Genomic DNA, 21,955 nt, shown 5'->3' with positions numbered 1-21,955 from the left:
AAATGCGTGTACTGGTTACCTGTCCCAATATGCTCAACCTGATGGATGAGTTTTACCCTGTCTTTGCAGAAAAGGGGCTTGAAGGCGTTGCTGCCACTGTTGTTCAGACATTGAGCGAGGACGAGCTGATAAAGATGCTGCCAGACTTTGATGGCTGGATCATCGGAGATGACCCGGCGACGCGGCGTGTGTTCGAAGCCGGCAAGAGCGGCAAGCTCAAGGCTGCTGTCAAATGGGGTGTTGGCATCGACAATGTAGACTTTGACGCCTGTGAGGAGCTTGGCATTCCCGTCTCGAATACGCCCGGTGTTTTCGGCAGGGAAGTGGCCGATGTTGCTATCGCCTATACGATTGGCCTCGCGCGCAACCTGTTCGTGATGGACCGAAAAATCCGGACCGAGAACCAGTGGCTGAAACCGGGGGGTATTTCTACCTGGAACAAGCGGGCAGGCGTGGTCGGCTTCGGCGATATCGGGCGTCAGTCCTGCAAGAGGCTTGCAGCGCTCGACATGGAGATCGTGGCGTATGATCCATACTTCAAGTCAGCGGATTTTGTAGATGTCGAGCATCTGCCCTGGCCGGAAGGTCTGAACGAGCTAGATTTCCTGATCTTTACCTGTCCCCTGAACGAATACACGCGGCATATGTTCAATCGCGGTATTCTGCCTCAGTTGAAACCGGGCGTCAGGGTTATCAATGTCGGCCGAGGGCCCGTCATCGAAGAGGCCGCACTGGTCGAAGGGCTGGAGGCAGGTATCGTAGCTTCTGCAGCGCTGGATGTATTTGAGGTGGAGCCATTACCGGCAAACTCTCGCCTCAGGGATTTTGATCAGTGCATCTTTGGTTCCCATAGTGGCTCCAATACCGTAGATGCCAGCCGTCACGTCAGTTTACTGACGATTGATATGATTGAGGATTTCCTTAAAAAACATGTCTGAGCCAAAAAACATTCTCATCACCGGTGTATGCGGTGGTATTGGTCACAAGATGGCAGAGGTCTTCGCGGAAAAGGGATGGCGCGTTATTGGCACGGACCAGCGCGAACCGGACTTTCCGTCGGATCATTTCAGCTTTGTTCAGCATGATCTGGAAAAGATTGCGGTAGAAGATGTGGCTCTGGCGAGTCTCGTTACTGATGTGCAGACCTTACTGTCGGGTGCGCCGTTGCATGCCCTTGTGAACAACGGTGCCCTTCAGGTTCTTGGCGGGGTTGATGATCTGTCTGCAAATGACTTTTTGCAATCATTCAAGGTGAATACGCTGGCGCCTTTTCGACTTGTCCAGTCCTTGTTGCCTGATCTTGAAAAGGCTGTGGCGGGCACTGTTCTCAACATCGGCTCGGTGCACGCTCAATCAACAAAGCAAGGGTTCGTCGCTTATGCCACCACAAAGACAGCCTTGCATGGCTTGACGCGTTCCATGGCTGTGGATCTTGGGAACCGGGTTCGTATCTGCGGCCTTGCGCCTGCAGCGACAGACACGCCGATGCTGAAAGCAGGCTTCAAGGATAATCCTGAAGCCTTGCAGGCTTTGGCTGAAGCCCATCCCTTGCGTCGTATTGCCTCAACGCGGGAAGTGGCAGAAATCGCCGTTTTCCTCGTTTCCGGCAAGGCTGCTTTCATTCACGGTGAGACCCTGTATGCGGATGGTGGTGTTCTCTCCAGACTGCATGACCCGGCATGAGTGTGAAAGCCGTAACTCTTGAAAACCTATCATGTGTTTGGCCTGCCGAGGCACTTCTCGGTGAAGGGCCTGTCTGGGATCACGCGCTGCAGGCGGTCTGGTGGACGGACATAAAGGGCAAGCAACTGCACCGCTATGACACCAAAACGGCAGAAAAAAAATCCTGGTCCTCTCCAGAGATGATTGGCAGCTTTGCTAAAGCTGAAGGGGCGCGTTTTGTGGCCGCAACACGCACAGGCTTTGCCTGGCTTGATGTGGAAGACGGCAAGCCGGAAGTCTCCATCGCGCCAATCCATGATCCGGAAAAAAAATTACCTGGCAACCGCTTCAATGATGGCAAATGTGATCCCTTGGGGCGTTTCTGGGCGGGGACCATGGATGATGCGGAGCAGGAGGATACAGGGAATTGGTGGCTGCTGGATGAAAAACTGGCCTGTCATCAACTGGCAGGTGGTTTTGGGGTCACAAACGGGCCAGCTTTTGATGCCAGCCTTTCGCGTGTGTATTTCACAGATTCAAAATATCAGCGGATTTTTGCAGCTGACCTGACGCTAGAAGGCTTTGCCAACAAGCGCCTGTTCAGGCAGTTTGAGCCTGGCTTCGGCTATCCGGACGGTATGACAGTAGACCGGGAAGGCGGCCTGTGGGTTGCATTCTGGGCAGGCAGCAAGATTTGCCGCCTCGACCCGAAAAGCGCTGAAACGGTGGCGACAATCGAAATGCCAGTACCACAGCCAACAAGTATTGTCTTTGGCGGTGCCGAAGGAAAAACAGCTTTTGTTACCTCGGCAAGGGCGGGATTGAGCGCGACAAAGATTGATAAGGCACCGCTTTCAGGCGGATTATTCCAACTCGACTTTGATCGCCCCTTGATGCTGCCTGCAGCATCTTTCAAACAGTCAGTCTAAGGTTCTTTGAGGGTATTCAAAAATGCTGGGAATATTTTTAGCGATCCTTGCCCTGGCTGTTATTGCGGGAATACGTGTTGGCCCGGACCACGAACATCACAAGCCGCGTGTGCGGACCGGTTCACTTTTGATGCTTGCAAGCGGTGTCGCGGCGATGATGACCATTTCTACTTTGCTTGTTGTATTGGGCCATCTCCCGCAGACGGATGTGGGCGGCCTTGCAAAAACCTACAGGATGAAGCTTGCGCAACACACTCCGGACAAGGTGCTGATAGTTGTTGATGGTGGCAGCATGGCAGCGCGCGGTCTTGATGGGGAAATGGTTTCAAAAGAGCTTACTTCGAAAGGTGTAGAAAATACTCTTATTCAGCTGACATTCATGGGCGCAAACCATACAGAGCGAAATTTTCTCAATGAATATTTGCTGGAAAATCTGCCTCGGGACCATCGCAAAAATATTATTAACTCTCAGATTGTCTTCCTGCTGGAAGTCTATTCTGGATATGATCTGAATCCACTCGCCAAGGCCCATGAGAATGTTAAAGCGCAGCGCGTGCTTGATTATCTTTCACCTGAACGTGCACGCCAGGCTTACAAATCCATTACGGAAAATCAGGACGGTATGAGCCGCGCTGTAGCTCCTTTTACGCCCGAAAAAATCAGACGGAATAGGGAAATAGATGCAGATGTGAAGTGGGCCACAGGCCTTAGAAAAATGGAAATATTCCTGTTTGAAACAGGCCTTAGCAATTTCTTGCGTATAGGTATTTTATCACGGCGTGATACAATGTCTGCTACAAGGGGCGTATATGGTTATCGACCTATCAAAGCACAAAGGGAGTTTGACTTTGTGCCTACAGAGAGCGTTCTTGATTATTTTTCGCAGCAGGCACCGGAGGCTGATTTTGCCCGCAACCGGTTGATTGAAGAGCGTACGCCACGGTTTGTTCGTGCTTGGGGAGATGACAATTCTGCGAGGGTAATATATTTTAGCACACCAACTATTTCTGCAGATGAAGTTATTCATTTAAATGGCGTCTGTTCTATGGTGAGGGCGAGGAACTGCCTGACTTACGACGATCCATCCTTGCTTGCTTCTTTGAATGATAAAAAATACTGGCGCGACACTATCCATTTGACCAGTGAGGGTGCGCCTGTCTTCAGTGCGTGGTTTGCAGATGAACTTGCGGATAGCTTGGTTGAGGGCAGGGAATGATATTCACCTCATATCAGTTTGCAATATTTTTCCTGCTGGCTTTGGTCTCGTACTGGGCTATTGGTACTACCAGACTACGCCATATCTTTTTACTCATCGCCAGTTTCTGGTTTTACGCAGCTTGGGATTGGCGTTTTCTTGCTCTCTTGGCGGCGGTTATCATGGTTGCCTGGGCCGGGCCGAAGCTTTTTGATAGGTATCCTGATCGCAAGAAGTTAATTCTCACGCTTTCTATAGTAGCATTACTGTGCCTTTTGGGGACCTTCAAGTACTTCAATTTTTTTACAGATAGTTTTGTGGATATACTGAACGTAATTGGGTTCAATGCCGCATATTCGACATTGAATATAATTTTGCCAGTTGGAATTAGTTTTTATATTTTTCAGGCGGTTTCTTATCTGGTTGATGCTTACAGGGAAGAAATTAGCCGTCAAACGGACTTCCTTAAAGTAGCACTTTACATTTCTTTTTTTCCTCAACTCGTTGCTGGCCCCATTGTCCGCGCTCATGACTTTATCCCTCAGCTGGAGGAGAAAAAGAGATTTTCCGAGTATGATTTTCTGACTGGTTTGAAGCTATTTGTAATCGGACTGATTTACAAGGCTGTCTTTGCAGACCATCTTGCCGGGTATGTAGATCCTGTATTTGCTGACCTCGCCGGGTATGACAACGCGTCAATAAGAGCTGCGACATTCGCCTTTTATGGCCAAATATATTTCGATTTCGCAGGTTATTCCACAATGGCGATAGGCTGCGCGCGTATGCTGGGTTTTGCGTTACCAAGAAATTTCGATTTTCCGTATGCCTCGCGTGACATAGCAGATTTCTGGCGGCGTTGGCATATCTCGCTTTCAGGCTGGTTGCGCGACTATGTTTATATTCCGATGGGGGGTAATCGGGGTTCCAAGCTTCAGACCAACCAAAACCTGATGAAGACAATGCTGCTGGGCGGTCTTTGGCACGGTGCCAGCTGGAATTTTGTCCTGTGGGGCTTTCTGCATGGCGCTGCATTGATCGTTCATAGATTATGGGATCAAAGCTTCTCGTCCGGGAATTCAAAAGCCGGAAAATGGAGGGTGTGGGGTATTGCGTTTGCTGCGTGGCTATTGACGCAGGCGTTTGTTGCCGCTTGCTGGGTCCCCTTTCGAGCTGAAAATGCTGCTGATACACAGTTGGTATTTAATGCACTGCTGGCACTTCGTAACGATTCTGGTCTGGCATCGTTGGAAATTCCACTGGTGTTGCTTGTGATGCCGCTGCTGGTAGATACTTTTATCATCTCAGGCGCATCGGGCCGATTGAAATCCATTAGGTATGGTCGATTGATAACTTATGCGCTCATTGGTACCGCTCTAGCGATCGCTGTTGCTGCCATGAAACTTGATGCCAGCCCCTTTATCTATTTTCAGTTTTAGCCACTTTGCTGGGGATCCGGTTTTTAAGACGCATTTTTTGCGTTCCGGATTTTGGCATCTTTTGTTGGGCACGAGGTTTGGTATCATTCTTAAAGGATTGCGGTTGCGAAGACCTTTGTGAGGCTTTACGAGTGGCCGATATTTCGCGCTGATGATTGGTCAGCCAGATTGTGCCCTTGGACAAGAATTGCCCGTAAATGCTTGATTTTGTGAGAAAATATGAGTCATTCCGCGCAGCGGAACAGACTGGGTTGTCTCCGGCAGGTCTCAATATGAGCTTTTACCAGCAGATAGCCGTGCAGGATTTCCTGAGTGGTATCGAAATGGCAAGTGTTGCGGAAATAAATCCGGGTGAAAAATCCCTGCTGGATGGTTTGATCCGCCACAATGAAACCTACTCGCTTCAAATGCAGCAAACGAAAATCGAGAAAGTTTCAGTATATTCTGGCTCAAAGAGCGGGGATGAACGGGTATCTGGGGCCGAGATCGCTTTTGATCTGCTGTTTTCTTGCGGTGAGTTCGAGAAGTTTGGCAGTTCAGAAATTGCCGAGGCACTTGATGTGTGCCGGGATATGTTGCGGCCGGGCGGTGTGATGATCCATGCCCTGCAATTTTATATCGCACCGACGCCCACACCATTCTGGCTGGACCGTTTTGCTGCATTTCATCAGTCTTTTCAGCGCGGCGGGGTTGAGCCGGTGGGTAATGTAATGGGCCCCGAGCCTCTCTTTCAGCCAGACATGGCGTCGACGTCGGACGCGGCCCTGTTCGAGTTGTATAAAGCCAGCCCCAATATGGCCGAATTGCGCATGCAGGCACAGAATGTCTGCCTGATCTATGCCGCCCGGCGGGTTTCATGAGGGATGGTGTATTTATGACAAAACTACCCACCATCTCGATCGTCACCCCCAGCTATAATCAGGCTGAGTTCGTTGATAAATGCTTGCAAAGTGTTGCGACGCAAAGCTCGTTGCCACACGAGCACATTATCATGGATAGCGTCTCCTCGGATGGGACAGCCGATAAGTTGCGTTCTTATGCAGCGGGTAAGCCGTGGGTTCACCTCATGGTCGAAAAGGACAAAGGGCAGATGGATGTCATCAATCGTGGCTTCGCTCAAGCAACAGGCGACATCATAACCTGGTTGAATACGGATGATTTCTTCATTGACGAGAATGTCTTGCGCGACGTTGCTCGGTATTTTCATGAGCACCCGGAAGCCGATTTCATTTACGGTGGCGGTGAGTTTCTGGACCAGCACGGTGTTTATCTGCAGGATGTCTACATCAACGCCGAACCTGATATGTTACGCAGCCGCCTGATGAATTCAGTCGGTATCTTGCAGCCTGCCAACTTTTTCAGACGGGAAGTTTTCACGGATATCGGGCCCTGCCGTGAAGATTTGAGTTACTGTTTTGATTATGAATATTGGCTGCGTGCGGTCCATGCGGGTAAAACTTTCGTGCATGTCGACAGAAAGTTTACGCAGGCCACACTCCATCAGGATTCGAAAACAATAGGGAATAGAGCGGTCTCCCTCGAACAGACAACCCGCACCAGCAAAGACTATTACGGGTTTGCCAGCTATCAGTGGATCGATAAACTGGCTCGGTGTCTGACAGATGGTTCTGATGGAATCGTTAGAGATAACTGGAAGTCCTCCTCCAACCTCGGAGGAAAGCGTAAGGAAGTTTTCATGGCGTATAATGGTGACAAGCAAAGCCTTTCAAGCCTGTTCAGCATGGCGCATCTGCCGGACTCACTTGAGACGCTGAAATATGTGCGGTCACAAAATCTCATCAGCACAAATCGCGTCTATATTTCTTCATTTGACGAGGGTTTTTTTGCCAGTGGCCTGACCATGATTGCGGGTCTGCAAAAGTATCATGAAAAACCATATCCGGCTTTTGTCTACGATCTTGGCCTCACACAGGCACAAAGAGATATTCTTCACTCGCTTGAAAATGTGTTTGTGCTGGATTTTGACAGGCAGGCTGCGCCGTTCTTTGAAGATTATTTCTCTGTACAGACTTATGGTTTCAAGGCTTACGCGATCTGGCATGCCCGGCATTATCTGGAAGCGGGGGATAATGTCGTCTGGATGGATGCTGGTATCTATCCCCTGTCTGACATGCAGACCTGCTTTTCGGAAATTGAAGAGCACGATATTCTCTTGGTTGATCATAGCGATAAGAGCATCTGGCCGGTGTGGAACTCGACATTCACGTCAGATGCTTGCGTTGCGGGTATGCAGGCGAGCGCAGAAGAATTGATGGCGCCGCATTTGCGGGCTGGTTTTCTGGGGTACAAGGTTGGTGGGCGGTACAGTAACCTCTTTCAGGAAGCCTTTGACTATTCTCTGCAGCCGGAAATTCTGGCCGGGGACAAGCATCCCGAGCCGCCGGTTTACCAGCGCCGCGATGGCGGAACGTCAGATGAGCGCAACCGGGCAGTTGAGGACAAGGCCTGGCAGGCAACGCTGTCGCCTTCAAAGATACGTGAACTTTTTGGCTATTTTGGTCACCGCCATGATCAGGCGATCATTTCCATACTGGCAGCCCGGCACAAGGCGCCATATCGCTCCGCACAGGAATTTTGTGTCGCTGACAACCTGTCTTCTGCCTCTTCAAAGTCGCGCTGGAAGTCTGGTAGTGATAATCAGGATTATCAGGTGTCTACGGAGATACCTGAATTTTATCGAAACAGTGCAGCTGCCATGATGCAACACAGGGGCCTGTTTCTGAACACAACAGGTCTCAAATTTATTGGATCCCCTGCGACCAAACCTGCTGTCGTTTTGGGCAATGGACCCTCTCTTGCCGGGTTTGATTTTGACCGGTTCAAGGTGACTGACGTTTTCGGCATGAACGCTGCCTACCGCTACTGGGACGAAATTAACTGGTACCCACAGTATTATTGCTGTCTCGATCTCGTCGTCGGGTTGAGCCACAAAGCTGAAATCAAAAGACTGATTGAAACATCTCACAAGACAGGCATTCGCCTCTTCATGTTACGGCAAAACCTCATTGAGGAGATCGGTGCTGTCAAAAATCAGGAACGTGTGCTGAATTTTGATGAGTTAAAGCGTTACTCTGCCGTCCTACAGGCACCGACAATCACTACTGGTAGCCATACAGCAGCTTTCGCCGCTATGCTTGGCTACCGGAACATCTATGTTCTTGGTGTTGATTGTAATTACAAAGAGGTTGTGGACGGTGCCAAGGAAGTCGGTGTCGGGACAGAACTTGAAATCGTTGAGGAAAAAGAAAATCCCAATTATTTTTTCAAGGGTTATCAACGCAAGGGCGACAAGTATAATATTCCCAATCCAAACAGAAATATTCATCTGGATGCGTGGCGTGAGGTGGCAGGCCCCGTGATGGAGCAGGGCGCACAAATTCTGAATGCCAATCTCGACTCCAAAGTGGATGCGCTTGATTTCTGCCGGTTTGAAGATGTTGAGAAGGGGGGCGTTGTTGAGGTTATTCCTGCTTTTGATATTCTGGATGGTGAAGCTTCTTCCGTGGCAGCAGAGCGCGGCATGATGACAGACACAGTCTCCCAACAGCCCGCGGTGACGCCCGCTAAGCCAGCTCAAAATACCGTCCGTACAGATTCTTCTGTGCAGTCTTCAGCTGCAGTTCGGGAGGCAAAATCACCTAGAGGGGAAACTCGAACGGCAGCCAGAACGCCCGGGACGATGTTACTACAGTTTTTGCCTGCCAGATTTCGTCCAATCATAGCCAAGGGAATGAGGTTGTCGAAAGACATTCTCAAACGGCGTTTTCCGCTGTTCCTTTTATATGGTGGTGCGTTGCTGCTAACGCTTGGCCTTGCGTTCCTGACGCCGCTTGGGTCAACGCCCTGGCCCTGGCTCGTTCTTGCCGGACTGGTTCTTGCGGGTTTTGCCGGTGGGGTTGCCTTTGGCTTTCTCTACACAAAGCGCCGTATCACCCAACACTTTCAGAACCTGACCAGCACCCTCCGGTCAGAGATTGCTGCGCGTGCGCCGACCCCTGTCGTGCAGCGGCTGGCCAGTGAACAGCGAAAACTGGAAGCCGCGAATGCTTCTGCCAGAACACAGTTGACGCTTGAGTTGCAGTCACTTCGTGAACTTCTGGATTCCGCGCAAGTCGCGCAGGAAAGTTTGCGTGCGGTACAAATAGCGCAGGAAAGTAAAATCACTGACTTCGAAACATTTCTCGACGACACAGCAGCTCAGATTGCCAATAGCCTCGAAAGCAAACTGGGCAGCGAAGATATTGAGGCTTTCCGTCATGAGGTTGCCAACGTCTATAATGAGCTGGATCAGAAGGCAGGCATGGCGCTGGTTTCTGAACTGGAAAGCATCCTGTCAGCCAAGGCCAGAAATGATACTTCCGATCTTGAGAGCAAGCTGTCTGACATCGAAAACAGGTTTGCAAATGATCTGTCTGAAAGGCAGGCAAGCCTTGAGCAGGCGCTAGAGAAGTTGCGCAATTCACTGGAGCAGAAATCCGACGGCAATCAGCTAAGCACACTGGAAAATGATGTCGCCCAAAAGTTGCAGAATATGTCTGGTGAGCTTGCGGCGTTAGAGAAAAGAGTATCTGACTCTGTTGAGCAGGATCGCATCTCTGAGTTTCAGGCCGAGTCGCGCAGGCAGGTTGCTGACGTTGCTGAGAAAATCAGCCTCTTGCAGGGGCGTATGGAAGACTTATCCAGTCAGGACCATGTTGCTCAACTGGAAGGGGAGATACGCGCGCAGCTTAATGAACTCCTGAACAAGAACTCGTCATTCGATGAAATAACAGACTACCTATCTGACCGGATAACACAGATGGAGGCGGATGTTACGAAGGACATTGAGAACCTCAATCTCACAGTGGCTGAGGAAAAATCACGGCGTCAATCCCTTGTCACTCAGGTTGGTGAACTAGAAAAGACGGGCGCTGATATCCACGTGCTGACTGAGAAAGTTGATGCTTTCAGTCACGTTGCCACGCAGAATGATATTAACTTCAACTCTTTTGACCGGGCGTTGACACCGCGCGATGTTGCCGAAATCAAGGAGAAATGGGCAGGTTCTCTAGGGCTGAAACTGGAAGACAAGAACCTCTATTATGCAGCCAAAAGAATATGCGAACTTGAATCTTCTTCCAGGGGAAGGGTGGCGACGGATATTCAGGATGCGGTTTTGCGCTCTCTCGTCGCCGGTTCCGTGCGGGGCAGGAGTTTGAGTGTTCTGGAGATAGGCACGCTATTTGGTGTCGGTGCTGGTGCCATTTATGATCATTGCCGGGACAGGTTTGATACAGTAAAGCTGACCATGATCGACCCTCTCGACGGGTATTATGGTAACGATGCTTCGGATATCCTGACGGGTCTGAAGGTTGGCGAAAGCAACCTGCGTCAGAATATGCAGGCCATGCATGTTTCCGACCACGATTACACCTTGATCAAGCGGTACAGTCATGAAGACTCTGCCATACGTGAGGCATCAGATGATCGGTATGATGTCATCGTTATTGACGCGGATCATGCCTATACCAGCATCAAACTCGACTTCGAGAATTACGCCCCTCTGGTGAAGCGGGGAGGCTACATCATTTTTGATGATTATGGTGCGGATGAATGGCCGGATGTCAAAAAATTTGTCGATGAAGAAGTTAAAAGCCATCCTGATATGACGCTTGTCGGCCAAAGTTGGCGAACAATCGTTTTCAGAAATATCAAGCCAGCCTCATTTGCTGGGTGATGCCTGCCTACTTACCGGAGATCATGTGTGGCTGAGACAAGCGCATCAGAAATTGTTACACGGAAAAGCAACCCTCTCTGGGAGGTGCTGAGAGATGACATCTGGAGTGGTCTTCTCCAGTGGCGCCTCTGGACGGCTTTGTCCAAGGAAGATTTAAGGCAGAGGTATCAGCGCACCGTTTTTGGCGTTGCGTGGCTATTTCTCTCATTTGGTATGTTCGTTCTCGTCAAGGTTGTTATTTTTGAGCGGTTGTCAAATGTGCAGGATATTTCGTTCGCCGTATTTCTGTGCTCTGGATTTCTTGTTTGGCAGTTTATAACTGGCTCAATAAGTGAGGGATGTGTTATTTTCATGTCCTCAAGCAATTGGCTCAAGGGGACAAAAATACCTATATCGGTTTTTATATTTCAGAGCATTACTGGCAACCTTGTTACTTTTTTCTTCAGTTCTATTATTGTTGCAGCCGTTGTGGTCTGGCAGGGCGTGGATATAACCCCCGTAATGTTCTGGACGATTCCGGCACTCCTGATTTTTATTATCAATGCAGTATGGGTGCATTTGTTCTTGGGATGCATTTGCGCTCGATTCAGGGATTTGCAGCATTTCATAAGTTCTGTAATGCGCATCATGCTGTTCCTGACTCCCATCTTATGGGTACCTACTTCTATGGGTAGATTAGGAGAATATGTTTGGTGGAACCCTTTTACGCACTATCTCGAGATCTTCCGTGAACCAATCCTGCGGGGTGAAGTACCTGTTGGGAGCTGGATTGTTGTCCTTTGCATAACTGTTGTCGGTTGGGCGTTGGGCGTAACCCTTTATGCGCTGTGCCGCCGTAAAATAATTTTCTGGATATGATGATGCCCAGTGTTTGTCTTGATAATGTGGCATTGATTTATCCAGCGCTCGGCTTCAAGTCGGTGGTTGCTAACAGGCTTAATCTCAAAAGTGACAGTACGCTTGGGGGTAACTTTGCCAGTGGCAAAAAAGGGGGGGTTGAGGCACTTAAGGGTATTTCTCTTTCTTTATCAGGCGGGGACAGGCTTGGTATTGTCGGTCATAATGGTGCGGGCAAGACCACTTTGTTGCAAGTTATGGCCGGCATTGTGCCGCCTACTCATGGGTCGGTGACTTCTGAGGGGGTAGTATCTGCATTGTTCAATGTGGGTATCGGTATGAAAATGGAAGCAACTGGTATTCAGAACATCATACTCAGTGGGCTTATACAGGGTATGACCAGAGCAGAAGCTGAGGAGCGCGTGCCTGACATCGCCGAGTTCAGCGGCCTTGGTGAATATCTGTTCATGCCTGTGCGGACTTATTCTCGCGGTATGGTTATGCGATTGGCATTCTCGACAGCAACAGCCTTTGAGCCGGAAATACTGATGATGGACGAGTGGATTGGTGCTGGAGATCTCAAGTTCAGAAATAAGGCACAGGAGCGGATGAAAACAATGGTTGGAGGTGCTGGCATTGTTGTTATCGCTTCCCATCGTATTCCCTTATTAAGAAATTTGTGTACACATTTTTTGTGGCTTGAGGCGGGGGGGATGAAAGAATACAGCCAGGATCCGAGCATACTTGAACGATTTGAAGAAGACGCGCGCAATCGAAAAGAAGAAGTCTGACTTTATGTCCTGTTATCCCAAGCTGAACGGCAAGACGATGATTATGGGGGTCGGCGCGCCCCGTGCCGGCACATCATGGCTGTTTCAATTCCTGCGAACCTATGACGAAATTGCCTGTAGTCCAATCAAGGAAGTTCATTATTTTGATACGCGGTATGTGCCGCATCTGTCAGGGGACTGGAACCGTGACTTTGAGCTGGCGACTGCAGAGGCGCTGTTGGCAAAGCCTCACTCTGTGCATGGGGGAAAATCGCGTCTTAGGAGAATCAAAGCATACAGGGAAGCCTTGATTGATCGAGTAAGGATGGACTATTGCCCGGAAGGGTATCTCGATCATTTTGACCGCCTGTGCGGAAGTGATCAAAAGTATTTATGCGAGATCACGCCTGCCTATATGATGCTGCAGGCGGATCATTTTCGGAAAGTCGAAGCGTTGTTCTCCGCACATGATATCAAACTTAAGATAATCTTCCTAATGCGTGACCCTGCTTCCAGGCATTGGTCACAGCTTAAGTATCAGCAGGCCAGAGGCAAGATTGAAGATGCCAGGGCAGAATTGGAGAAGTCTTTCGAGTCCAGTGTGCTTTATGAACGGACGCGTTACGATAAAACGATTACTGAGTTGGAAAAAGCGTTCCCGGCAAACATGCTCTTTTACGGCTTTTATGAGAATCTTTTTTCTTCTGAAACTGTCGCGGCCATTCAGAAATTTCTGGGGTTGCCTGCTAAGCCAGCCAGTTTTGATCAGGTTATCAATCGTTCAGTTAAAACCAAATCCATTGATGAAAACTCTTTTGGCCGACTGCGCGATCATTATGCAGAAGTTTATGATTTTTGTCAGTCCAGATTTGGTGACAGGCTGCCAGAAGAATGGCGAGATTGAGTGCTATGGCGCTCCGTATAATTGCACTGAATTATCTTTGCACATCTGCGTGCTGTATATAAGGCGGCAAAACTGTCGAGGAACTATATATCCATGAAATACCATATAGCTATAAAAACACATCACAAAACCGGTACAAACTGGATGAATAATATCTTTGAGGGGCTCGCAGCGCGTATTGGCGTTGAATATATACACCTTTCCCGGATCAATAATATCCAGGAGAGAAAGGAGACTCTGGAGAAAGCTGCTCAAGGCAAAGACAAAAAAATTATTTTTCATCCGTATGGGCGTTTTCCCAAGGTAAGGATCAAGCACCGAATGGAATTCCGCGGTATTCATGTTGTGCGCGATCCTCGTGATATGATCCTTTCTTCAGCTAAATACCACCAATGGTCTGATGAGGCGTGGTTGCACGAGCCAGATGATAAGTTTGACGGGCAGACATATCAACAAGCGCTCAATAAGCTGGAAACACTTGACGCGCAGGTGGCTTTTGAAATGAGCAATAGCGCTGAGCACCACATCAACATGATGTATAATTTTGATGCTCAGAATATTTTTTTCAATGTTAAATTCGAAGATATGCGGCAGGACACGGACCTGATGCTCTGGCACCGGATATTGTTACGGCTTGGCCTTGAGGCCCATGAACTTGCGCCGGCAATGGAGCTCTTTGTCCAGAATTCTATACAGTTCGGGAAATTGAAAAAAACCAGCCACATTCAGGATACAAGCGTTCTGCCTTGGGTGCGTAAATTTCCAAAAGATCAGTTGGCTGAGTTTGATGAAAAATTTGGCGCGATCACAACCGAGCTTGGTTATCCGGCAACACCTGAAGTTTTGGCGAAGGCAGATATAGTATAAGCTAGGGTTTTGCTGATCCGCATTGAAAATGCCATTGAGGTGAAGATGATAAACAGGGATCAACTAGAGGACAGGCGTATAGCTTTAATCGGGCATACGGGCTTTGTCGGCGAAACATTGAAGCGCCAATATACCGGCTTTACCGGGTATTATAACAGCGCCAATATCATGGATATTCAAGGTAGAGAGTATGATCTCATTATATGTGCGGCAGCTCCAGCGACCATGTGGATGGCAAATAATGCTCCTGATCAGGATCGCCAGAATTTACTGAATCTGCACACTCACCTTCGGGGCGCGAAGTGCCAACGGATTGTCCTGATTTCCACTATTGCAGTGCTGGATGATTTTAACGGAAAATACTCTGAGAAAAATAGTCGTTTTCAGGATGGGACTGCATATGGAAAACATCGCAGGGAACTTGAAGTCAATATAAAGAACAGTTTCCCCAACAGCCACATATTGCGGTTGCCGGCGCTTTTTGGTGCGGGCCTGAAGAAAAACTTCATATTCGATATTCTTAATCCAGCCCCTTCATTTCTCAAACAGGTCAAGGCTGATGAACTGCTTTGCGATATGAAACAGGAAATGAAGTTACTATTCGAGAGCCTTTATCAGTATGATTCAGATACGACGATGTTGAAACTGGATAGGCAGAAATATGAGCAGCCTGAAGTCAGGCCTGCAGTGAACAGACTTTTCGATATTGCGGGCTTCAGTTCGTCTATGTTTACGAACAGCGAGAGTACGTTTCAGTACTACAACATGAATAATCTTTGGACTGATATCAGAAAATCCGTCAATCATGACCTTGAGACACTGCATATATGCTCAGCTCCTCTCAAGGCTGGCATTATTCACGAATACCTGACTGGTAAACCCTTCTCCAATACGGCTCCTGCGGAGCATCATGAGGATATGCGGACAGTTCATGCAGAAAAATGGGGTAAGGAAGGAGAGTATCTGTACTCAACGCAAGAGACTCTCGACGCCTTGAAAGCCTTTTATGACTTTCACCAAAGTGAGGGATGATGAAGCTCGCTATATCCAATATTGCCTGGCAGCCTGATGAATCTGACGCCGTCTATGAGTTACTTCAGGCCTACGGTTTTGAGGGGCTGGAATTTGCACCAGGTTTGTTGTTTCCAGAAGAAGATGATGCTTTTGTGCCGCGGACTGGGGCTGTGAATGCTACCCTCCAGAGGCTGGCATCGTTCGGTTTGCGCCCTGTTTCTATGCAGTCTCTGCATTTTGGCGTTCAGGGGGCCGCTCTATTTGGTACAGACACAGAGCGTACGGTTTTTACGAATTCAATCAACCGGGCCATCAATCTAGCTGGCAGGTTGGAGTTTTCAAATCTTGTAATTGGGTCGCCCCGAAACCGGGTTATTCCTGGCGATATGGATACGCAGCAAGCCGATGAAATTGCACTGTCCGAATTCAGACTGTTAGCCGACTCAGCATTTAAGACAGGTCAGAAACTTGCGATAGAACCTAACCCGGCAGCATACGGTGCGAATTTTTTAACCAGAATGTCGGACGTTTGTGACTTCGTTTCTCGCTGTGACCATCCGGCAATTACCATCAACTTTGATACGGGTGCACTGCACATGAATGAAGATATGGGGGCCTTGGAAAAATTATATGATCTGGCAAGGCAGAAGATTTCCCATATTCATCTCTCTGAAGCATGGCTTGCGCCTGTACCGTCAGGGATGGATTGGCTTGTCAGCTTTTCTGACATCGTGAAGGCGCGTAATTATGATGGCTGGGTTTCAATCGAAATGAAGCGATCTGAAAAAGATCCGCTCGCTAGTATCGAACAGTCTCTAGACGCTGTGAGCAGAGCTTTCAGTTAAGGTGCGCGCCGTACGCTGGTGTTTTCTGAAACAACTTCCAGTTTTTCCGGCAAATCGTCAGGCAAAGGCTCGTCAAATGTCAGATTGATATATCTGCGATAATGTCTGACACCAGAAACACTAAGTATCTCTCCGTTTGCGAGCTTCACGGCTGTAATATCAGCGAGTTGCGCACGGGCTTCGGGGCTGTGTTTTACAAAAATTGTGTTCCACTTTTTATGGATGCCATTATGCCAGTCGTCTTTTGTCAGTAGTTCACGCTTTATGTCACGGCCAGGATCGCCGGGGAAAGACACGTTGCCACTGTCAGTCCAGATCCGTGAATTGTCATCGCCGCGTAAAAAGGCTTCTTTGTCATATTGGCCTAAATGAACTCTCTGTACCGAAAACCCCTTGAATGGGACTTTGGCTTTACACCGGTTTTGTAATGGCAGTCTGGGCAGGGCATAATCTTCAAAAGCAAAATCTGCATTCACAATTGGTTTTGCTTTGCCTTGAACCAGATAATTTAAGGGGCTGGTATAAAGATGCATGAAGAAAGGAAGATCATTCCTGATCTTGCGGCACGGGATTTCCACAATCACTGATGATTGATAGAACTGGATGTTACCTTCAGTCAGGGAGGCATTGGCCCAGATGTTTTGCTTTGGGTACATACGGTCAAACTTGATCGTGTAAGCTGCAAACAAGCCGGCCGATAAAGTGAGAGTGGTTACTACGGTGATGCCAGATTTGAGTTTCCAGCTGGCCCCTTTTACTGCCTCTAGCGTAAGGCTGGCGGCGATGATCACTGCCATAAACCCCCAGATTATGTGCCACAGCACAAAGTTGAGATGGAGGTGCTTGGCAGAATGCCCGTTTGCCAGGATGAACCATGAGACTGGTCCAATTAAGAGCAGGACAAAGAGTATCGCGGGGGCGTTGAACCTGAGTTTGAATTTGCCACGCAGCATCAAGACCGAGGCAGATACGAGTATTAAACAACAGGCAATTATGAGAATGTCAGTTGCGGCCAGGCTGATTTGGCCAAGTTCCACAATCGGTGCGTCAAAAAAATATTTGGCTAAAATATCTTCGCCATGACCGTCCAGCGGTTGGCCACCTACAGGTGAGCGTTTCAGAACGCGCTCTGTGAAATCGCTTAAAGCGCTGCCGAAAGAACCAGTGTAAGTAGAAATGACAACAATCTGCGTCAAAAAACTGACAATCAATGCACAGATACATGTTGCGGACGTAAGCCCGCCTTGCAGGAATACTTTCTGCCATCTGCCTTCCTGCATCGGTCGGTAAATTGCCAAGGCACCACATACCATGAAAATGGCAGTTACATATTCAAAGCCAGAACCGAGTTTGAGAATAAGTAAAATCAGCAGCAGAATAAAAAGATATGGCGGGGCAACCTTCTCTTGCGTTGTGTCTCTACTGATGAAGGCAAACCAGCATACGGCTATCGGAAGGAGCCAGGTAAAGGGAACCCAATAAGCGCTCTCTGAGAACGTGTTCACCCAAGGTGCGGCGGCAACAAAGACAAATCCGACCAGTGCAGGAAATCTTCCAAACTCGCGCCAGGCCATAACGAGAAGAAGGGAGAGGCAAATAACGGTCAGTAATCGAATGATATTCTCATGCGCGATAATGCGTTCTCCGCCGTCAAGGCCCATCAGTTTTAACGGGCCCTCAAACGCATAGAGGAACCAGCTTTGCAAGCCGATATTGCCGGTATATATCCCCTGAGGTTGCTGAAGAGCTGACTTCTTTTCAGGTCCCGCGCCTGTTCTGTAGAGGTCAATTGTTGCCTGAGATCTGGCAGACCCGCTATCTACACCGGCATTGAGGGCAGGGTCGTGCACGCGTCCCATAAGCCCGCTTTTACTGAGCGGTCCTTCTCGTTCTGCCCTGATAAGACGTCCATAAACGAGGCCATTCGAGAAGACGTCCGGTTGGGCAATGGTTTGATCAACACGTAGAATATCCGACTGATATACCCAGAAGAGGGTAGCCGCTGAGGCAACACCAAAAATAATCTGGGGTAATCTGTCCGGTTGCAAAGTGTCTGTTGTTTGGGCGCTTGGGAAGACGGAGAACCGAGTTAGGAGATAATTGACAGCAAGCGAAGCGCCTGCGGCGCCTGAAAGGACAAGGAAACTAGTGACGGCAGGTAAGTCTATATCGGTAAAAATAAACAGTATCAGCCAGCGTACAGATAATGCGGTGATGGCAACACCAAGATAGCGGGTCAACCGCATGACTGAAAAACCATTTCGCCTGTCCGGAAAAGTCCAGTACTCGTGCGCGAGGTAATTTGCCATGGCTGCGATGATAAAGCCGACACTTGCAGCCACCGGCAGTGGCCAGCCAAATATTTCATGACAGAGCAGGGCAATCATCAGGTCCAGCACGAAGCCTGTGATGGTAACAATGCTATAACGCCCTGTTTCGCCAGAGAGGCTGATTCTGACAACAGCGATGATATTTTCAGCTGACATGGTGAATTTGTCGGGGGTTGTCTGATTTAATCGGTTTATCAAAGAGGAAGCTGGTATTAACGTCGCGCCAGGCAGGGTTTGCCTGTGGCAGCACCGCAAACAGATCATAAATATTGTCCAGTTTGCCGCCCATTATGGAAGTGACATTGGGGGCATCTGAATGCTGGTGAAACAGGATTGGTCTGCCATCATCCCGTTCGTTTTTGAGGAGCACAGTCTTCACATCAAAAAGTGATTTCTCATACGTGACACGTGTAGCGCCAGGCATATATTTTGCGGCGTCTGCCACCATGTGACGCCAGCGCGATTGCCTGGGAAGTGTTTCTGCCATTTCATATGGGGACTTACTGACATTCTCGTCCAGCCAGCTGAAATGAGGCGTATAGCGAACATGCGTAAATGAGTACCGGCTTTCTGCCGGATAGGGCATCAGGGAAAAGAAGGGACCATCCATAATGGTAAAGCCGAAGGGTTGTAATTCTTCAGGTGGCTGAACAAGTGCGATTTCTGTCCATTCATGCTTCATTGGCAAGGCCTGTAATCCGCTGGATAACAGGATATTGTTGATATGCGAATATGTTACGTTAAACACATGGCCAGCTGCGATGCTGTTTCCATCAGATAATTCTGCAATAACACTGTCTTCACCGTTGGTCAGATTTTCAACTGTCGTATTGAACCTGATGGTCAGCCCGGCCTTGTCGAGTTGCTTCGTCAACTGCGTGCGAAGGGCGCGAAAATCAAAAGCCCATTCAGTACAAGTGAAGCAGTCTTCGATAGTGTCAGAAGAAAAAAGCGCTTCGACGCCTGGGCCTGCCGCTGAAACGGGTGCCCCCATTTCCTGAAATGTGCGCAGGAACCGTTGCCCGGTAACCTTGGACTTGCGACGGGCGATGGCATAAACCATCTGGAAGTCATCAACGACGGCATCGGGAAAGTCAGCCGCAAACCGTTTGTATAGTAACTTTGAGCGCAATGCTGTCACGAAGCTGCGTGGGTAGTGAAAGCCTGCGTGTATTCTGGCCTGGTTGACGCGTGAGGCACGCTCAAGAGGCGCATCACCACGCTCAACCACAATCACGTTTTGTGAGAGCGACCGCAGAAGTAGCGCCAGACAGCAGCCATAAAAGCCGCCCCCGATGATAAGGAAATCACAGTCTTTTGCCATGCTGCAAATCCCGGTCAGCTTTGCGCATTATGTGGTGGGTGATAGTCACCCTTCAGTGTAGAAAAGAGCACACTGACAAGATCCATATGAGCCCCTGCACCACTGATCTTTGTGGGAATTTTTTCGTGCGCCGGATAGAGGCGTGCTGTCGGTACTTCTGATGTGCGCAAGCCCAACTGGCTCGCGCGAACGGTCAGATAGGCAAGCAGTTCATACTTTACAAAAATATCGCGAAAAGGCTGGACGCGTTCGTCGAGAAGGTATCTTGCGGAGTAGGCCCGGAAGCCTTGCGTTGTATCGCTAAACCAGCGACGGGCGGCGAGGCTCAGCATCGGAGCGTGCAGCAGGCGTATCGCCAGCAGCCGGGACAGCGGCGTATTCTCAGAACGGCCACCGGGCACAAATCGGGAGGCCTGCGCATAATCCACACCCCCCTCAAGCGCCGTGATAAAATCGGCAATGCTCTCAACAGAGTCCTTGCCATTGCCGTCAATGGTGATGATGCCGTCATATCCATCAATAAGCGATACGGCATAACCACAGCGCAGCTGGGCGGAAAGTTTGCCCGGTCCGGTCTTTGTAATGACTGATCTTACATTGACGCTTTCCAGAAAGGCCGGCTCAAGTGAACCGTCTGTCGATCCGCCGTCAGCGATGATCGTATCAACCTTGCTGCTCAGGCCGAGATCATGAGTTGCCTGCAGCTGGTTTCGGATGCGCTCCCCCTCGTTGATGACCGGGATCACCAGGCTGTATTTATTCCGCCTGGTGGACAGGTGGTTCACCGAAAAAGCAGGTACATCCCAGTTGCGCTGTTTGAAAAAGTCCGGATAGGCCTCCTGCTCAAGAGCCTGAGAGGGGGCAGTCACGTTCTGGTCGAAAGTCATGATCGGGCCTCTTGCTGCGTAGCCGCGTCTGCCTTGGCCGTCATTTCCACATTCAGGTCATCGGTGTCACGGAAAAAGTCGGTATTGCTGAATTCTTCAAGAATGACCTGCCGCCTACCGCCGCTCAGTTTATCCAGTATCGCCACCAGGCCTAGCGACAAGGCACCAAGGGCGCAGCTCAGAAAGAAAGAAGTGAGGCCCAGCACGAGGGAAATGGTCAGCCAGCCGTCCTGCACATCGATGCCTGAAAAATAAACCACCACAGCGTAAACACAGTAAAGTAGGCTCGCCAGGGCAACAAAGGCCGACAGCATGGTAATGACGCTTAACGCTCGCGGGGCAGAACTGGCGATAAGGTCGGACACAAGTGCAAAGCGCTGGACGAAGTGGCCCTTTCTTTCAGGCCAGCCAGTATCTTCATCAACAGGCAGTCGCCGCCGCGCAATAACGGCGTCCTGCCTCTCAAAGCGGAGGTCGAGATCGGCCGTGGGTAATTCCAGAATGCGGTTCAGGTCATGACGCGGGAATGCGACAGTGTGTGTGTCGCTTTTGCGCAGGTTATATCCAGTGAGTGAGCCCAGCAGGGATCTTAATGGAGAAAAGGCATCCAGCAGCCTGGAGCGCCCGACCACCACAGGTTCTTCAGCTGCCCGGCTCTGATCTGCCAACAGCGCGAGATCAGTGAGGGACACTTCGTCCATAGTGGAAATAATCACAACATCACCGATGGCTTCACTCGCGCCCAGGGTGCGCAATCTATAATATCCGGCACGCTCCCAGACCGAGAGCACGCGGACATTCGGCAGATTTGCAAACTGTTCACTCATTAGTTTGGAATTGCTTTGTATCCCTTTGATAACAATGATGATTTCCCAATACTGGAAAGCCCGGGAAAGAGTGGAAATAACGGGTTTGAGCGCAGCCCCGATACCGTCCGAAAGCTCTGTTTCAACGAGGACAAGGGAGAGCAGATAGTCATTTCTCGTCTGGTTGCTCAAGCAATACTCCGCAGATCGGGTAATTTCGTTCTCATGGCCATTTCACAGACATTGTTAAACTGCATGATTAGGCAGCGCTGTGTAGTGATGCAAGGTGAAACCAGGCGGATATTCGCGGATGGCTCATCACGGTCCAGGAAGGTTGTATCCTGTAGGGGCGCTACCTATGCGCGAAATACGCGCAAGTGGCCCGGATTTTGCGTGAGATCACATTAGAAAT

At 49.5% G+C, this 21,955-nt stretch carries 17 protein-coding genes; 13 read left to right on the top strand and 4 right to left on the bottom strand.

What is annotated here, in order from left to right:
* Positions 1-2 precede the first annotated feature (2 nt).
* The 13 genes from RAL90_RS10670 (at position 3) to RAL90_RS10610 (ending at position 16,196) form a co-directional block, all read left to right on the top strand.
* A complete protein-coding gene (locus tag RAL90_RS10670; RefSeq protein WP_306250425.1) occupies positions 3-938 on the top strand; it encodes a phosphoglycerate dehydrogenase in 936 nt (311 codons plus the stop codon).
* Entirely contained in the window at positions 931-1,683 is a 753-nt protein-coding gene (locus RAL90_RS10665) for an SDR family NAD(P)-dependent oxidoreductase (RefSeq protein ID WP_306250422.1), read from the top strand. The genes RAL90_RS10670 and RAL90_RS10665 overlap by 8 nt, the downstream gene beginning before the upstream one ends.
* Complete coding sequence (locus RAL90_RS10660) at positions 1,680-2,591, top strand: SMP-30/gluconolactonase/LRE family protein (RefSeq protein WP_306250420.1); 912 nt, start codon at positions 1,680-1,682, stop codon at positions 2,589-2,591. The genes RAL90_RS10665 and RAL90_RS10660 overlap by 4 nt, the downstream gene beginning before the upstream one ends.
* A 22-nt stretch (positions 2,592-2,613) precedes the next feature.
* Positions 2,614-3,807 (top strand): hypothetical protein, encoded by a 1,194-nt coding sequence (locus tag RAL90_RS10655; RefSeq protein ID WP_306250418.1) that lies wholly within the window; start codon positions 2,614-2,616, stop codon positions 3,805-3,807.
* A complete protein-coding gene (locus RAL90_RS10650; protein WP_306250417.1) occupies positions 3,804-5,222 on the top strand; it encodes an MBOAT family protein in 1,419 nt (472 codons plus the stop codon). The genes RAL90_RS10655 and RAL90_RS10650 overlap by 4 nt, the downstream gene beginning before the upstream one ends.
* 197 nt (positions 5,223-5,419) lie before the next feature.
* Complete coding sequence (locus RAL90_RS10645; protein WP_306250415.1) at positions 5,420-6,082, top strand: hypothetical protein; 663 nt, start codon at positions 5,420-5,422, stop codon at positions 6,080-6,082.
* A 14-nt stretch (positions 6,083-6,096) separates the two neighbouring features.
* Complete coding sequence (locus RAL90_RS10640; RefSeq protein ID WP_306250413.1) at positions 6,097-10,959, top strand: glycosyltransferase; 4,863 nt, start codon at positions 6,097-6,099, stop codon at positions 10,957-10,959.
* Between the two features lie 27 nt (positions 10,960-10,986).
* Positions 10,987-11,817: an ABC transporter permease gene (locus tag RAL90_RS10635; RefSeq protein ID WP_306250411.1), complete on the top strand. Its 831-nt coding sequence runs from the start codon at positions 10,987-10,989 to the stop codon at positions 11,815-11,817.
* Positions 11,814-12,587, top strand: coding sequence for an ABC transporter ATP-binding protein (locus tag RAL90_RS10630; RefSeq protein ID WP_306250409.1), 774 nt, complete (start codon positions 11,814-11,816; stop codon positions 12,585-12,587). The genes RAL90_RS10635 and RAL90_RS10630 overlap by 4 nt, the downstream gene beginning before the upstream one ends.
* On the top strand, positions 12,541-13,470 hold the full coding sequence (locus RAL90_RS10625; RefSeq protein ID WP_306250407.1) for a sulfotransferase domain-containing protein: 930 nt from the start codon (positions 12,541-12,543) through the stop codon (positions 13,468-13,470). The genes RAL90_RS10630 and RAL90_RS10625 overlap by 47 nt, the downstream gene beginning before the upstream one ends.
* 93 nt (positions 13,471-13,563) lie before the next feature.
* On the top strand, positions 13,564-14,337 hold the full coding sequence (locus tag RAL90_RS10620; RefSeq protein ID WP_306250406.1) for a sulfotransferase domain-containing protein: 774 nt from the start codon (positions 13,564-13,566) through the stop codon (positions 14,335-14,337).
* A 9-nt stretch (positions 14,338-14,346) separates the two neighbouring features.
* Complete coding sequence (locus RAL90_RS10615) at positions 14,347-15,369, top strand: sugar nucleotide-binding protein (RefSeq protein WP_306250404.1); 1,023 nt, start codon at positions 14,347-14,349, stop codon at positions 15,367-15,369.
* Positions 15,366-16,196 carry a sugar phosphate isomerase/epimerase gene (locus RAL90_RS10610; protein ID WP_306250402.1) on the top strand — a complete coding sequence of 277 codons (831 nt, stop codon included), beginning with the start codon at positions 15,366-15,368 and terminating at the stop codon, positions 16,194-16,196. Before RAL90_RS10615 ends, RAL90_RS10610 begins: the two co-directional genes overlap by 4 nt.
* Here the strand turns inward: RAL90_RS10610 and RAL90_RS10605 are convergent.
* The 4 genes from RAL90_RS10605 to RAL90_RS10590 are packed head-to-tail and all read right to left on the bottom strand — an operon-like array spanning position 16,193 to position 21,735.
* Positions 16,193-18,682: a GtrA family protein gene (locus RAL90_RS10605; protein ID WP_306250399.1), complete on the bottom strand. Its 2,490-nt coding sequence runs from the start codon at positions 18,680-18,682 to the stop codon at positions 16,193-16,195. The two genes, RAL90_RS10610 and RAL90_RS10605, sit on opposite strands and share 4 nt — an antisense overlap.
* The gene (locus RAL90_RS10600; protein ID WP_306250398.1) at positions 18,672-19,850 is read right to left on the bottom strand and encodes an FAD-binding oxidoreductase; all 1,179 of its coding nucleotides are present in this window, start codon (positions 19,848-19,850) and stop codon (positions 18,672-18,674) included. The genes RAL90_RS10605 and RAL90_RS10600 overlap by 11 nt, the downstream gene beginning before the upstream one ends.
* 14 nt (positions 19,851-19,864) lie before the next feature.
* Positions 19,865-20,737, bottom strand: a complete 873-nt coding sequence (locus RAL90_RS10595; protein WP_306250396.1) for a glycosyltransferase family 2 protein — start codon at positions 20,735-20,737, stop codon at positions 19,865-19,867.
* On the bottom strand, positions 20,734-21,735 hold the full coding sequence (locus RAL90_RS10590; RefSeq protein ID WP_306250394.1) for a hypothetical protein: 1,002 nt from the start codon (positions 21,733-21,735) through the stop codon (positions 20,734-20,736). The genes RAL90_RS10595 and RAL90_RS10590 overlap by 4 nt, the downstream gene beginning before the upstream one ends.
* Positions 21,736-21,955: the final 220 nt, after the last annotated feature.

This window comes from Parvularcula sp. IMCC14364, assembly GCF_030758415.1.
Taxonomy (GTDB): domain Bacteria; phylum Pseudomonadota; class Alphaproteobacteria; order Caulobacterales; family Parvularculaceae; genus Aquisalinus.
Note: the sequence above shows the minus strand (reverse complement) of the source record. Positions and strands in the feature narration are given on the sequence as shown.

Coding starts and splice junctions, on each gene's coding strand:
- RAL90_RS10610 (WP_306250402.1), top strand. CDS start 15,366: ATGATGAAGCTCGCTATATCCAATATTGCCTGGCAGCCTGATGAATCT.
- RAL90_RS10630 (WP_306250409.1), top strand. CDS start 11,814: ATGATGATGCCCAGTGTTTGTCTTGATAATGTGGCATTGATTTATCCA.
- RAL90_RS10600 (WP_306250398.1), bottom strand. CDS start 19,850: ATGGCAAAAGACTGTGATTTCCTTATCATCGGGGGCGGCTTTTATGGC.
- RAL90_RS10670 (WP_306250425.1), top strand. CDS start 3: ATGCGTGTACTGGTTACCTGTCCCAATATGCTCAACCTGATGGATGAG.
- RAL90_RS10665 (WP_306250422.1), top strand. CDS start 931: ATGTCTGAGCCAAAAAACATTCTCATCACCGGTGTATGCGGTGGTATT.
- RAL90_RS10640 (WP_306250413.1), top strand. CDS start 6,097: ATGACAAAACTACCCACCATCTCGATCGTCACCCCCAGCTATAATCAG.
- RAL90_RS10595 (WP_306250396.1), bottom strand. CDS start 20,737: ATGACTTTCGACCAGAACGTGACTGCCCCCTCTCAGGCTCTTGAGCAG.
- RAL90_RS10650 (WP_306250417.1), top strand. CDS start 3,804: ATGATATTCACCTCATATCAGTTTGCAATATTTTTCCTGCTGGCTTTG.
- RAL90_RS10605 (WP_306250399.1), bottom strand. CDS start 18,682: ATGTCAGCTGAAAATATCATCGCTGTTGTCAGAATCAGCCTCTCTGGC.
- RAL90_RS10655 (WP_306250418.1), top strand. CDS start 2,614: ATGCTGGGAATATTTTTAGCGATCCTTGCCCTGGCTGTTATTGCGGGA.
- RAL90_RS10620 (WP_306250406.1), top strand. CDS start 13,564: ATGAAATACCATATAGCTATAAAAACACATCACAAAACCGGTACAAAC.
- RAL90_RS10645 (WP_306250415.1), top strand. CDS start 5,420: ATGCTTGATTTTGTGAGAAAATATGAGTCATTCCGCGCAGCGGAACAG.
- RAL90_RS10660 (WP_306250420.1), top strand. CDS start 1,680: ATGAGTGTGAAAGCCGTAACTCTTGAAAACCTATCATGTGTTTGGCCT.